General features: G+C 67.0%; 7 protein-coding genes and 1 tRNA gene. All 8 read right to left on the bottom strand.

Features of this window, described 5'->3' with window-relative positions:
- Positions 1-125 precede the first annotated feature (125 nt).
- Positions 126-1,070, bottom strand: coding sequence for a TorD/DmsD family molecular chaperone (locus NFR41_RS07435; RefSeq protein ID WP_251231336.1), 945 nt, complete (start codon positions 1,068-1,070; stop codon positions 126-128).
- 94 nt (positions 1,071-1,164) lie between these two features.
- On the bottom strand, positions 1,165-3,912 hold the full coding sequence (gene secD, locus NFR41_RS07430; protein ID WP_251231335.1) for a protein translocase subunit SecD: 2,748 nt from the start codon (positions 3,910-3,912) through the stop codon (positions 1,165-1,167).
- A gap of 207 nt (positions 3,913-4,119) precedes the next feature.
- Positions 4,120-4,194 (bottom strand) — tRNA-Ile (locus tag NFR41_RS07425).
- 130 nt (positions 4,195-4,324) lie between these two features.
- Entirely contained in the window at positions 4,325-6,595 is a 2,271-nt protein-coding gene (rlmKL, locus tag NFR41_RS07420; protein ID WP_251231334.1) for a bifunctional 23S rRNA (guanine(2069)-N(7))-methyltransferase RlmK/23S rRNA (guanine(2445)-N(2))-methyltransferase RlmL, read from the bottom strand.
- A 1-nt stretch (position 6,596) separates the two neighbouring features.
- Positions 6,597-7,802, bottom strand: coding sequence for an RNA polymerase sigma factor RpoD (gene rpoD / locus NFR41_RS07415; RefSeq protein WP_160212357.1), 1,206 nt, complete (start codon positions 7,800-7,802; stop codon positions 6,597-6,599).
- 148 nt (positions 7,803-7,950) lie between these two features.
- Positions 7,951-11,193: a carbamoyl-phosphate synthase large subunit gene (gene carB / locus NFR41_RS07410; RefSeq protein ID WP_251231333.1), complete on the bottom strand. Its 3,243-nt coding sequence runs from the start codon at positions 11,191-11,193 to the stop codon at positions 7,951-7,953.
- Positions 11,194-12,534 (bottom strand): glutamine-hydrolyzing carbamoyl-phosphate synthase small subunit, encoded by a 1,341-nt coding sequence (gene carA / locus NFR41_RS07405; protein ID WP_251231332.1) that lies wholly within the window; start codon positions 12,532-12,534, stop codon positions 11,194-11,196.
- 291 nt (positions 12,535-12,825) lie between these two features.
- The gene (locus tag NFR41_RS07400; RefSeq protein WP_251231331.1) at positions 12,826-13,386 is read right to left on the bottom strand and encodes a DJ-1 family glyoxalase III; all 561 of its coding nucleotides are present in this window, start codon (positions 13,384-13,386) and stop codon (positions 12,826-12,828) included.
- Positions 13,387-13,419 lie beyond the last annotated feature (33 nt).

The raw sequence follows: 13,419 nt of genomic DNA, 5'->3' as shown, positions 1-13,419 counted from the left end.
TTTCGACTATGAGTTTACGCGGAGTATACGCCTCATGGCTCCCGGAGATGCGGAAAGCCGCCAAGGCGGCGGCTTTTCCACATAAAACGGTGCGATTCGCTCGGCGAACGGAACTACGGAGCCGACTACTGCCCGTCCTCGGCCGCCTGCTCGGCGCGCTGCTGCTCGAAGGCCACAAGGGCCCCCAGGAACAAGGCCACGTCCTTGAAGAAGGGCATGCGGGATTCGCCGTGCAGCGCCTGGGCGAAATCGCCCATCCAGGGGAAGACGTGCTCGCGCTCGAACTGCCCGTAGGCCGCCTCGGCGCTGCCGCCCGGCAGGTTCTCCGAATCGGGCAGCTCGGGGGTCTCGGCCTCCCTGATCTCCTTCACGGCCGCCGCCTGCTCCTCGTCGCCGGCCTCGGCGGCTTCGGCCAGAAGCGCGTCCTCGTCGGCGCGCAGGGCCAGATGCTGCAGGAACTCGCACTCGGTGGCCACGTGGTCGAGCGGCTCGTTGGTCCCCTCGGGGCGTCCCAGGCCGCAGGACTTCATGTAACGCTCCACCGCCATGGAATGGGGGTTCACGAACAGCAGCGGCTGCACGCCCTCGGCTTCGGCCCGGCGCACGCCCTCGAAGGGGCTCACGGCCGGCTTCGGCGCTCCGATCATAAGGCGCGTGGCCTCGGCCCGCAGCTTGTGCATGTAGGCGTCCAGATCCTCCTCGGAGGGCATCTCGAACACGTACTCGACCGCAGCCTCTCCTTCGTCGCCCTCGATGTCGGTCGCCTCGACTTCCTCGACGAACTCCAGGGCCGACTCGCCGAACTCGTCGGGCAGCGCCATGTCCAGCACGATGGCCACCTCCTCGGCGGCATCCACCCACTCCCCCGTCGCGGCGATCTCGGCCAGCTCCATGGTGGGATAGCGCAGGCCCAGGGCGGCCAGCTCCCACGCGGCGGCGCGGATGGCCCACTCGGTGCCCTCGACGTACTCGCAGTCGTCGCAGTCGCCGTCGGCGCAGCATCCGCAGCCGCACTCGAGCTCCATCTCCTCCTCGACCAACACGACGGGTTCCTTATCCTGGTCAGCCATGCTTCTCCTTTCGAAAGCCGCCGGCGGCGGCACCTTACCGAATGCGAAAAGGCGCGCCGGGTCGTATGGGGCCGACCGGGCGCGCCGAAAAACGCTACTTCTTGTGGGGAACCTTGTTACGCTGGCCACGCGGGGGCTTGGCGGTGGTTGCGGGGCGCGAGGGCTTCTTGGGCTCGGGCGCGCTCGCCGATGCAGCCCGGCGCTGCTCGGATGCCTCCGCAGCCCGGGACTCGGTCACGCCGGAAGCGCCTGCGGAAGCAGCGGCCCCCTTCTTCACCAGAGGGACCTGGGCGATGACCGCAGATCCCGCATGGTCGAACTCGAACAGGCCCACTGCGTCTCCGTACTTCTTCTGCAGCTTGGCGAAGCGCGGCTCCTTGGTCTTCCACATAGCGTAGAGCGGGGTGGCGATGGCGATGGAGGAATAGGAGCCCGCAATCAGGCCGATGGCCATGGCGAAGGCGAAGTCCTTCAGCGTCTCGCCGCCGAACAGAAGCATTGCGAACACCGGGATGAACGAGGTCAGCGTGGTGTTGATGGTACGGATGAACACCTGGTTGATGGAATGGTTGGCCATGGTCATGAAGGTGCAGCGGATATCCTCGCCGGACATGTTGTCGTTGATGCGGTGGAACACCACCACGGTGTCGTAGAGCGAGTAGCCCAGGATGGTGAGCAGCGCGGCGATGGTGTTGGGGTTCACCTCGCGGCCCACGAGCGCGTAGATGCCGATGACCAGCAGCAAGTCGTGGAAGAGCGCCACCACGGCCATGATGCCCATCTTGTAGTCGCGGAAGCGCGCAGAGATGTAGGCGATGATCAGCAGGATGGACACCAGAAACGCGATGAGCGAGCTTTGGATGACGCTGGCGCCCCAGTCGGGACCGATGGTGGTCACCTCGAAGTTCTCGCTGGAAAGGCCCAGGGTGGCAGCCACCTGGTTCGCGGCGGCCGTGGCATCCTCGGCGCTCACGGTGGTGGTGCGCACCAGGAAGCCCTCCTGGCCGTCGGCCACGGTGGTCTGGATGACGGCGTCGGGCTCGCCGGCCTCGTCGCAGGCCTGGCGCATCTGCTCGATGGTGACGTCGCCGGTGCCGTGGAACGACACGGAGGTGCCGCCCACGAACTCGATGCCGAAGTTGAGCCCCCGCACGCCGATGGCGATGACGCAGCAGGCCATGACGGCCACGGCGATGCGCAGCAGGACCTTGCGCACGCCCATGAAGTTGATGTCGTACTTGATGAAGCGGCCCTTGATGGCCCGCACGCGCTCGGATGCGCGCCTGCCGGCGGACCCGGCGTCGGCGTCGGCGATGGCCTCGGACTCAGCAGCGTTCATCTGCTCGCCGGTCTCGGCCTCGGCAACCGGCACGCCCTCCACCTTGGCGAGCTCCTTGTAGGCCGATGCAGCAGCCAGGGAGTCGGACACGTCCCAGAAGCCAGGGTTCTTCGCGATGACCTTCGGCGCCAGCAGGCGGATGATAGGCGCCTTGAACAGGAGCATCATCGCGATATCGCAGAAGATGCCCAGCGACAGCGTAAGTCCGAAGCCTTTGACCGACGCGCTAGCCAGGAAGAACAGGCACAACGCCGACACCAGCGTTACCAGGTCGGCGTCGATGGAGGTCAGGATGGCATGGCGCACGCCGGTGGCCGAGGCGGCGCGCACGCTTCTGCCCATGCGAATCTCCTCGCGGAAGCGCTCGAGCACCAAGATGGAGGAGTCGGCGGCCATGCCGATGGTGAGCACGATGCCGGCCACACCCGCAAGGGACAAGCTGAACAGGCCCAAAGACGAGAGGGCCGCCAGGATGCCCAGGTACAGCACCGCGAATACCAGCATGGCGGCAGCGGTGATGATGCCCAGCCCCTTGTAGAAGATAAGCAGGTAGAGCATGACCACGGCGATGCCGATGAGGGCCACCACCACGCCGGAGGCCAGGGCGTCCTGACCCAGCGTCGGGCCCACCACCTGGCTTTGCGCGTACTCGAAGGACACGGGCAGACTGCCGGACTGCAGCACCGTCTGCAAGGCCTTGGCCTCGTCCATGGTGTAGTCGCCGGTGATCTGCACATGGCCGTCGGGGATGACGCCCTGCACCGCAGGGGCCGACTCCACCATGTCGTCCAAAATGATGACGATACGGCCGTGGTCGGCGGCAAGCTCCTCGGTGGCCTGGGCGAACGCTGCGGCGCCCTGGCTGTTCAGCGTCACGTTCACGCCATAGTCGGTCGCTGTCTCCGAAGGCCGGCCGATGGTCACGTTGGTAATCTCGCTGCCGGTGACGAGCGGCGTATAGGTGCCGGGTTCAACCCTGATGGTGCTCGTGGAGGTGCCGGAGGGGAACGACATGCCGAACTCGTCGGTGATAACCCCCTGGGACTCGAACTCGCCGGACTCGATCTGCTTCACCACCTCTTCGTCGGTGAAGCTGTCCAGACGCGCCAGCACCAGCTGACCGGTCTTGCCGATGGTGGCAAGGGCCTGCTCGGAATCGGACAGGCCGGGAATCTGCACCAGGATCTGGTCGTTGCCCTGCAGCTGCACCACCGCTTCGGAGGCGCCCAGCGAGTTCACGCGGCTCTCGATGATGGCCCGGGAGCTCTCCATCTCCTCGGCGGTAACCGAATCGCCGTCGGTGCTCTTGGCAGTGAGCACCACCGACAGGCCGCCCTGGATGTCCAGGCCCTGGTTGATCTTCTCGGAAGGCGGCATGAACAGCGCGACCGAGATGACGACGAGAATGGTCGTTGCGACGAGCAGCCAGACGTTGCGACGGTTCGCCGTCTTCGACGACGGGCGCTTCTTCGCCTTCTGCTGACCCAGTTCCGTGGTTGCCATGATAGGCACAACCCCCTACCCTCAAAAGCGTTTTTCAGCCCCGTGAGCGGAGCTATCCAAATGATGAAGTATATCAGCACCCCGAAGGGTTCTGCCTTGAACGAGAAGAATACACAGTAACAGTTGCGCCGAAGCAGCAGCGCCCCAAGGCCTTCGCCCGGCAGAAGGAAAGCCCGGCGCCGCATGGGCGACCGGGCTTCGAGTTTCTGGTGCGCCCAGCAGGATTCGAACCTGCAACCAAAGGATTATGAGTCCTCTGCTCCACCGTTGAGCTATGGGCACGTAGACGAGACGCGATTATACCCCATTCCGGCGGCCAGGCGGCAACTCCTTCGCATCTTCGCACCGAACGTCGAGGACCGCCGGGGTTTTGGCCGCGCGCGCCGGGACCGCAACCCGCAGGGTATGACGCCTACCTCTCCCGCGTCACCAGGTAGGACTTGTGGATGCGGGGGTTGCGGGAGAAGTCCTCGGGTATGGTCTCGGGCGTCACGTCCTCAAGACGCACGCCGTATTTGGACAGCGTCTCCTCGTCGGGCTTGAAGGTGCGCAGGTTGCACGAGAAGATGGCCCGGCCTCCTTCGGCCAACAGGCGCGACACCCCGATGAGCAGCTCCACGTGGTCGCGCTGCACGTCCCAGGTACGGCTTCCCATGGCCTTGGAGTTCGAGAAGGTGGGCACGTCCACGAACGCCAGGTCGAAGCGGCGCGGGCTGCGGCGGCATTCGGTGACCCAGGTCATGACGTCGCCGCGCTCGAAGGAATGCTGCGGGCCGGCAAGCCCGTTGAGCTCCATGTTGCGCCGCGCCCAATCCAGGTAAGTCTGGGACAGATCCACCGTCACCGTTTCCGCCGCGCCGCCCGCCGCCGCATGGACCGTGGCCGACCCCGTATAGGCGAACAGGTTCAAAAAGCGCTTGCCAGCGCTGTGGGTCTGGATGTACTCGCGCACGGGGCGATGGTCCAGGAACAACCCGGTGTCCAGGTAGCTGCGCAGATCCACTTCGAAGAGCAATCCGCCCTCCTCCACCGTGGTGACGTAGGGACGGCTGCCCGCCTCGCCGTACTGGCTGCCGCCCTTGTCGCGCAAGCGGGTCTTGGCGAACACGTGGTCGGGGCGCACGCCCATGACCACCGGCGCCAGGGACAGCACGTCCTGGAATCGCCGCGCCGCCTTGGCAGGGTCGACGGACTTCGGCGGCGCGTACTCGGCGATATGGAGGTAGGCGTTGCCCTGGGCGTGGTCGGCGCCCTGGTACAGGTCCACGGCTACGGCGTACTCGGGCAGGTCGGCGTCGTAGATGCGATAGCAGGAAACCCCCTCGCGAACAGCCCACTTGCGCCGCTGCTTGGCCATCTTGCGCAATCGGTCGGCGAACTGGCTCGACGCCTCGTCGAACACCTCCACCGGATGCTCGGCCCCGCCGGCGTTGTCGGGCACCATGACCGTGCAGGCCGCCTTCGGGGCGCCCGAGAGCACGGACACAGTCGTCTCCATGCGCCCGCGACCCACGGCAAGCGTCCGAGGCGTCTCGCCGAAACGCTCGGCCACGTCTGCGGCAAAACCCGCTTCCGCGAAGACGGATCCTTCGGGTGCGAGCGCCGCCGCGCGCGCGAAGGCGGCGATCTCGGCCTGGGCCCGGGCGCGGGACTCGCCGCGCTCCAGGCGGGAGAAGTCGCTGGCCACCAGCAGCGCGCCTTCTGCGCTGCAGCGCAGGGCCTGGTCGACGGCGTCCTCGGCGTTCTCCGCATCGCCAAGCACGATGCTCGCCGCCCCCTTGAGCCCGGCGCTGGCAATGCGCCCTCGGCCGCGCGCAATGGCCGGCGACGAAGCGCACAGCCCCACGATGCACGCTTGGGCCGGGTCGGGCGCGCCGTCGCTTCTGCGCACCAGGCGCGCAAGCCCGCGCTCGAAGCGCTCGTCGGCCTCGTCCAGCAGCTCCGCCCATTCGTCGTCCGCAAACGCCGACCAGCCGAAGAAGCCCCACCTCTGCCGGGTAAGCCCCGGCGCCATGTCGGCGGCGGCTGCGGCAGCCTCCACCACCAGGGCGCCGTCGGCGCAAGCCGGGTCCACGAAGCCGCGGCCCTCGGCGCCGCTTTCGCACCAGCCCCCCAGGGCCAGAAGCGACGACGCCATGGCGCAGGCGTTCACGTCGTCTTGGCTGGCGTCATCCTCAAGGTAGTCCCGCGCGAAGAGCGAGCGTCCCGCCAGGTCCAGCGAGATAGTGGCCCGGCTCCCCCGCAGGCGGACGTCGATGAGGGCATCGGGCTCGTCCCTGCTGACCGAAGGGCGCGCAAGCCCCCGCCCCTGAAACCGGTCGCAGACGGCGTCCTTCACGCGCAGCGCGGTGAAATGATCGTTTCTCAGCTGGTCGTTCACGCCGCTCGCCCGCACCTTCACGGTAGCCCCCGCCGCCAGCAGGCGCTCCCAGGGAAGGCCGAGCGCCCCTTCGTAGAGCGCGTCGGCATCTGCGGCGCCCACGCGGCCGAGCACGACGGTTACCCGGGAGGCCAGGCGAGACCACAGGCATGCCTTCAAGGCCGTCCGCGACAGGCCGGCGAAGGACACGCCGCCGCTTAAGGGGCGCACCTCCTTGGCGCCGAGCGTTTTCAGCTCATCGGCAAGCTGCCCCTCCATTCCGGAGAGGCAGCTGGCGAAGAACTCGTAGGTTTCAGCAGGCACCCTAGTCCTCCAGGTAGTCTTTCAGCTTGCTCGAGCGGCTGGGGTGGCGCAGCTTTGCCAGGGTCTTGCTCTCGATCTGGCGGATGCGCTCGCGGGTGACGCCGAATTCCCGGCCCACCTCCTCAAGCGTGCGCGGATGGCCGTCCTCGAGTCCGAAGCGCAGGCTGATGACCTTGCGCTCGCGCTCGGCAAGCCCGTCGAGCACCTTCTGCAGCTGCTCCTGCAGCATGCTGAAGCTGGCGGCGTCGGGAGGAACCACAGCGGCGTCGTCCTCGATGAAGTCGCCCAGCTGGGAATCCTCCTCCTCACCGATGGGCGTGTCCAGCGACACCGGCTCCTGGCTGATCTTCTGGATCTCGCGCACGCGCTCGGCGGTAAGCCCCATCTCCTTGCCGATCTCCTCCGGCGTTGGCTCGCGGCCCAGCTCCTGCAGAAGCTGGCGCTGGATGCGCACCAGCTTGTTGATGGTCTCCACCATGTGCACGGGGATGCGGATGGTGCGGGCCTGGTCGGCGATGGCGCGGGTGATGGCCTGGCGAATCCACCAGGTGGCGTAGGTGGAGAACTTGAAGCCCTTGGTGTAGTCGAACTTCTCGACCGCGCGGATAAGGCCCAGGTTGCCTTCCTGGATAAGGTCCAGAAACACCATGCCGCGGCCTACGTAGCGCTTGGCGATGGACACCACCAGGCGCAGGTTCGCCTCGATGAGCTGCTGCTTGGCATCCAGGCCCACCTGCTCGATGCGGCCAAGGCGGCGCTTCTCGCGGCGGTCGAGCTCGATGCCCTCTTCCTCGGCGCGCTCCAGCTCCTCGGTGGCGGCCACACCGGCCTCGATCTTCATGGCCAGGTCGATCTCCTCGGCCGCGGTGAGCAGCGGCACCTTGCCGATCTCCTTCAGGTACATGCGCACCGGGTCGCCCGTGAGCATCACCACGTTGGCGTCGGCGTTGCGCCGGCGGGCCGCGCCGCGCTTGGTCTTGCCGCTGAGCTTGGGCAGCTGCACGTCCATGGTGGCCTTGAGCTCTTCTTCGGGGATGCCCTCGAGCAGGTCCTCGTCGGAATCCTCGTCCAAGGCGGTGTCGAGCTTGTCGTCGTCGGTGGACGAGTCCACCTGGGCGACGTCGGGCTCTGCCTCAAGATCCTCGACGTCGATCACGTCCTCTTCGATAACGTCGTCGGCGTCGATGGTCTGATCTATCTCTGTCATATGGGAAGCCTCTGTCACTGACTCTTCCTTTCTGGCGAACATCCAGTTTCAGGCACGCCGAAACAGCCCGTTTTGGGCGTAAACGTACAGCCAAGCAGAATAGCACAGGTTTCCGCTGGTGCGCAAGGAGAATCTGCCCGAAGCGCCTTTACAGCGCCGGCTGCCACTGGGGCAGGTCCTGCAGGGCCACCACGGGCAGCTTCCGGGCCCGGGCCGCCTCCATGCCCGCCACCATGGCCTGGGCACCCGCCAAGTTCGTGACCTGGGTGATCCCGTGCTTGACCGCCTCGGTGCGCAGCTCGTAGCCGTCGTCGCGCGTGGCGTTTCCGAAGGGGGTGTTCACCAGCATGGCCACCTGGCCGCCCACCACCATGTCGCGGATGTTGGGGGACGGCTCGCGCACCTTGCGCACCTCCTCCACCTCGATGCCGGCGGCGGCAAGGGTTCGCGCCGTGCCCGCCGTGGCCACTATCTTGAAGCCCAAGCGCTCGATGTCGCGGGCGATGGACACGATGGAGCGCTTGTCGCGGTCGCACACCGACACGAACACGGTGCCGCCCTCGGGCAGCTCGTAGCTGATGGCCAGCTGGGTCTTGGCGAAGGCCGCCGGGAAGTTGCGCGCGATGCCCATGACCTCGCCGGTGGACTTCATCTCCGGCCCCAGCACCGTGTCGGCCCCCGGGAAGCGGCCGAAGGGCATCACGGCCTCCTTCACGCTGAAGTGCTCCAGGCGCCTGTCGTCGGCAGGAAGCCCCAAATCGGCGATCTTGGCCCCGGCCATGACGAGGGCGGCGCACTTGGCCAGGGGCACGCCCGTGGCCTTCGATGCGAAGGGCACCGTGCGACTTGCCCGCGGGTTCGCCTCGATGATGTAGATGACCTGGTCCTTGATGGCGAACTGGATGTTGATCAGCCCCACCACCCCCAAGCGCAGCGCAAGCCGGCGCGCGATGGAGCGAAGCTGCTCGCATACCGACTCGGACAGCGCGAAGGGCGGCGTGCAGCAGGCGGAGTCGCCGGAGTGGATGCCCGCCATCTCGATGTGCTCCAGGATGCCCCCGACGTACACCTCCTCCCCGTCGCAGAGCGCGTCCAGGTCTACCTCCACGGCGCCTTCCAGGAAGCGGTCCAGGTACACCGGGTGGTCGGGGGATATCTTGGCGGCGCTTTCCATGTAGCGCTCCAGCTGGGCGCCGTCGTAGACGATGCCCATGCCGCGCCCGCCCAGCACGTAGCTGGGACGCACCAGAAGCGGGAACCCTATCTGATCGGCCACCACGCAAGCCTCCTGGAAGGTGGAGGCCATGCCGGCCGCCGGGTACGCGATGGCCAGCTCGTCGAGCACGGCCGAGAAGCGGTCGCGGTCCTCGGCCAAATCGATCGCCTCGGGGCTGGTGCCCATGATGGGCACGCCGGCGCGGGCAAGGGGCCAGGCCAGCTTCAGCGGCGTCTGCCCGCCCAAGGTGACCACCACGCCGTCGGGGCACTCCGCGTCCACGATGTCCATGACGTCCTCGAAGGTCAGCGGCTCGAAGTACAGCTTGTCCGAGGTGTCGTAGTCGGTGGAGACGGTCTCGGGGTTGCAATTGACCATGATGGTGGTGTAGCCCGCGTCGTGCAGGGCATAGCTGGCATGGACGCAGCAGTAGTCGAACTCGATGCCCTGCCCGATGCGGTTGGGGCCGGCGCCCAAGATCATGGCCGACCTGCCCGCAGCGGGAGCGGCCTCGGTCTCGGCGGCGTCGTAGGTCTTGTAAAAGTAGGCCGTATGGCTTTCGAACTCGGCGGCGCAGGTGTCCACGGTCTTGAAGGCCGGCAGCACGCGCAGCATCTTGCGGCAGGTGCGCACCGTGGCCTCGTCGGAGCCGGTGAGCCGCCCTATCTGCACGTCGGAGAGGCCCATGGACTTCAGCAGGCGGAACGCGTCGGCGTCCAGCTGGTCCAATCGCATGCCGCGCAGGTTCTCCTCCACGGCCACGATGTCGGCCATGCGGAACAGGAAGAACGGGTCGATGCCGCTGGCCTCGTGCAGCCGCTCGACGCTCCAGCCGCGCCGCAGTGCCTCGGCCAGGTAGAAGATGCGGTCGGCGGTGGGCCGGCTCACCAGGTCGTCGAAATCCGGCCCGTCGGGCACATGCCGCTCGGGGGCGGCGTCCGTCTCGGCCCCGAAGCCGGCCCGGCCGTTCTCCAGGCTGCGCAGCGCCTTGCCCAGCGCCTCCTCGAAGGTGCGCCCGATGGCCATGACCTCGCCCACCGCCTTCATGCGGGTGGACAGCGTATCGTCGGTTCCCTGGAACTTCTCGAAGGCGAAGCGGGGCACCTTCACCACGCAGTAGTCGATGGACGGCTCGAAACAGGCCGGCGTTACCTGGGTGATGTCGTTGACGATCTCGTCCAAGGTGTAGCCCACGGCCAGCTTCGCCGCGGCCTTGGCGATGGGAAAGCCCGTGGCCTTCGACGCCAGAGCCGACGACCGCGATACGCGCGGGTTCATCTCGATGACGATCATGCGCCCGTTTGCGGGGTTCACGGCGAACTGCACGTTGGAGCCGCCGGTCTCCACGCCGATCTTCTCCAGGATGGCAAGCGAGGCGGCGCGCATGCGCTGGTACTCCACGTCGGAGAGCGTCTGAGCGGGCGCCACGGTGATGGAGTCGCCCGTGTGCACGCCCATGGGGTCAACGTTCTCGATGGAGCACACGATGATGCCGTTGCCGGCCCTATCGCGCATCACCTCCATCTCGAACTCCTTCCAGCCCTCGATGGACTCCTCCACCAGCACCTCGCCGGCCGGCGAGAGCTCAAGGCCCTGGGATACGATGAGGTCCAGCTCGTCCTGGTCGTGGGCGATGCCGCCGCCGGCGCCTCCCAAGGTGAACGACGGACGCACCACCACCGGATACCCCAGACCCTCCACGATCGATCGCGCGTCGTCCACCGAGTAGGCGTAGCCGCTGCGGGCGGTCTCGATGCCCAGCTCGGCCATGCACTCGTTGAACTGCTTGCGGTCCTCGCCGCGCTCGATGGCCGCCAAATCGCAGCCGATCATCTCCACGCCGTACTTCTCCAGCACGCCGGATTTCGCCAGCTCCACTGCGGTGTTCAGACCCGTCTGCCCGCCCAGGGTGGGCAGCAGCGCATCGGGGCGCTCCCGCTCGATCACCTGCTCCACGAACGACGCGGTGATGGGCTCCACGTAGGTGCGGTCGGCAAGGCCCGGGTCGGTCATGATGGTGGCGGGGTTGCTGTTCACCAGCACCACGCGGTAGCCGTCGGATTTGAGCACCTTGCAGGCCTGGGCTCCCGAGTAGTCGAACTCGCAGGCCTGGCCGATGACGATGGGACCCGACCCGATGACGAGGATGGTATGGATGTCGGTGCGCTTGGGCATTTAGGCCACCTCTCCGAACTTCCAGCCGGCGAGCCGGTCTTGGGCGATGTCTATATCCAGGAAGTCGTCCCGCCCGTCCATAAGGCGGCGAAACGCGGTGAACAGGTAATGGGCGTCGGTAGGCCCGGGCGAGGCTTCGGGGTGGTACTGCACCGAGAAGGCCGGGATGTCCAGGAAGGCCATGCCCTCGGCGGTGCCGTCGTTGAGGTTCACATGGGTGAGCTGCACGCGTCCGAAGCGCGGGTTGTCCACCACGGGCGCGATGCCGGCGCGGCTCCAGAAACGTAGATCGTCCTCGTGGCCCTTGAACCCGCCGGAAAGCTCCGGCACAAGCGGCCCCAGGCTTGGGAACAGGATGCCGAAGCCGTGGTTCTGCGCCGTGATCTCAACGCGGCCGGTGCGCAGGTTGGCAACCGGGTGGTTGCCGCCGCGGTGCCCGTACTTGAGCTTCTCGATCTGCGCGCCGGCCGCCTTGCCCATCATCTGATGCCCCAGGCAGATGCCGAACACCGGCACCCGCCCGAGCAGCTTCTCCACCTGGCTGTAGGTACCCGCGACCGCCTCGGGGTCGCCCGGTCCGTTGCTCAGGAACACGCCGTCAGGGTTCAGGGCCAGCACATCGTCGGCCGGGGTGTCCCAGGGCACGGCGGTTACGTCGCAGCCGCAGCGCACGAGATTGTGCAGGATGGAGTCCTTCACCCCGCAGTCGTAGGCCACCACCTTGTAGCGCGCGCCATCCGATGCGCTCGTCACGGCGAAGGCGTGGCTTTGCGGAAGGTCGCCCTCCCCCACCGAGCGCGCCTTGTCGCAGGAGACCGTGGCCGCCAGGTTCACGCCCACGATCGACTCGCTCTCGCGCACCTTCTGCAGCAAGGCCTGGGGATCGTGCGTAACGGTGGACAGGCCCGCCCTCATGGCGCCGGCTTCGCGCACATGCCGCACCAGGGCCCGGGTGTCCACCCCCTCGATGGCCACGATGCCGTTTTCGGCCAGGAACCGCGGCAGCCCCTTGGCGCTCCGCCAGTTGGAGGGAGTGGCGCACAGATCGCGCACCACAAGGCCGCGCAGAGCGGGGCGCGCCGACTGGGCATCCTCCGGGTTCACGCCGTAGTTGCCGATCTGGGGATAGGTCATGGTGACGATCTGGCCCGCGTAGGAGGGGTCGGTCAGCACCTCGAGGTAGCCTTCGAGCGACGTGTTGAAGCAGATCTCGCCGAAGGTCTCGCCCGTTGCGCCGCAGCTGGTGCCGGAAAAGCACGTGCCGTCCTCCAGCATCAGAAGCGCAGGTGCAGGCGCCGGCTTCGTGGTCCCCCGCAGAAGCTTGTCCGAAATCTCGCTCACGCCACCATCCCCTTTCATCGGACCGCCGCTACCCGGTGGCCCGGACCCGAGGGAGCGCCCGCAAAAAAACGCCCCCGATCCAACGAGGGCGCTTAAGTTCGCTATGCCGAGCGTAGGGAAGCGCAATCTTCGGCTTCGATACGTATGCGCACCTTGTCGGTCTCTCTGTACCGCCTTAAAGGTTTCGCTACAGTATACGTATTTCCGCAATCCGCAAGGATTATTCCGCAATCTTTTCGGATATCGGCGCTTTCCTATGCGCTTGCGGAAAACTGGCCGGACTCGGGGAGGCTACCCCAGCAGCATGCCCGAGGCCACCTCGTCGGCGGCCTCCTTGCCGCAGAGCGCCTCGGCCAGGGTCAAACCGAACGCAATAGCCTGCCCGGGCCCGCTGGCCGTGACAAGGTTGCCGTCGCGCACCACGCCGATAACCCCCTGGTAGGCACCTTCGGGAAAACCCTCCTCGCAGCCGGGATAGCAGGTGACCTTGCGCCCCTCCAGCACGCCGGCGGCATCGAGCACCATGGGGCCCGCGCAGATGGCGCCCAGAAGCCTGCCGCCCTCGCCCGCAGCATAGGCGGGAATCGCTTGCAGAAGGGGCTCGCAGCCCAGCAGGTTCTGGACGCCTACCGAGCCGCCCGGCACCACCAGCATGTCGAAACCCGACAAGTCGACGGCGTCAAGGTTCGCATCGGGCACCAGGATCAGCCCGTGCGCACCCTCGACAAGGGCCGTAGGCGTGACGGACACGCAGGTCACCTCCGCACCCGCACGGCGCAGCACGTCAGCCGGCGCCGTCAGCTCCACGGGCTCGAAGCCCTCCGCCATAAGTATCGCTACCTTCTTCGCCATTGCATGCACTTCCTTTCGCACGATGAGACCAAG

This window comes from Adlercreutzia aquisgranensis, from assembly GCF_943193145.1.
Classification (GTDB): domain Bacteria; phylum Actinomycetota; class Coriobacteriia; order Coriobacteriales; family Eggerthellaceae; genus Xiamenia; species Xiamenia aquisgranensis.
Note: the sequence above shows the minus strand (reverse complement) of the source record. Positions and strands in the feature narration are given on the sequence as shown.

Bases quoted from the DNA above. Each gene is read 5' to 3' on its own strand.
- NFR41_RS07435 (WP_251231336.1), bottom strand. From the start codon at position 1,070: ATGGCTGACCAGGATAAGGAACCCGTCGTGTTGGTCGAGGAGGAGATG.
- secD (WP_251231335.1), bottom strand. From the start codon at position 3,912: ATGGCAACCACGGAACTGGGTCAGCAGAAGGCGAAGAAGCGCCCGTCG.
- rpoD (WP_160212357.1), bottom strand. From the start codon at position 7,802: ATGACAGAGATAGATCAGACCATCGACGCCGACGACGTTATCGAAGAG.
- carB (WP_251231333.1), bottom strand. From the start codon at position 11,193: ATGCCCAAGCGCACCGACATCCATACCATCCTCGTCATCGGGTCGGGT.
- NFR41_RS07400 (WP_251231331.1), bottom strand. From the start codon at position 13,386: ATGGCGAAGAAGGTAGCGATACTTATGGCGGAGGGCTTCGAGCCCGTG.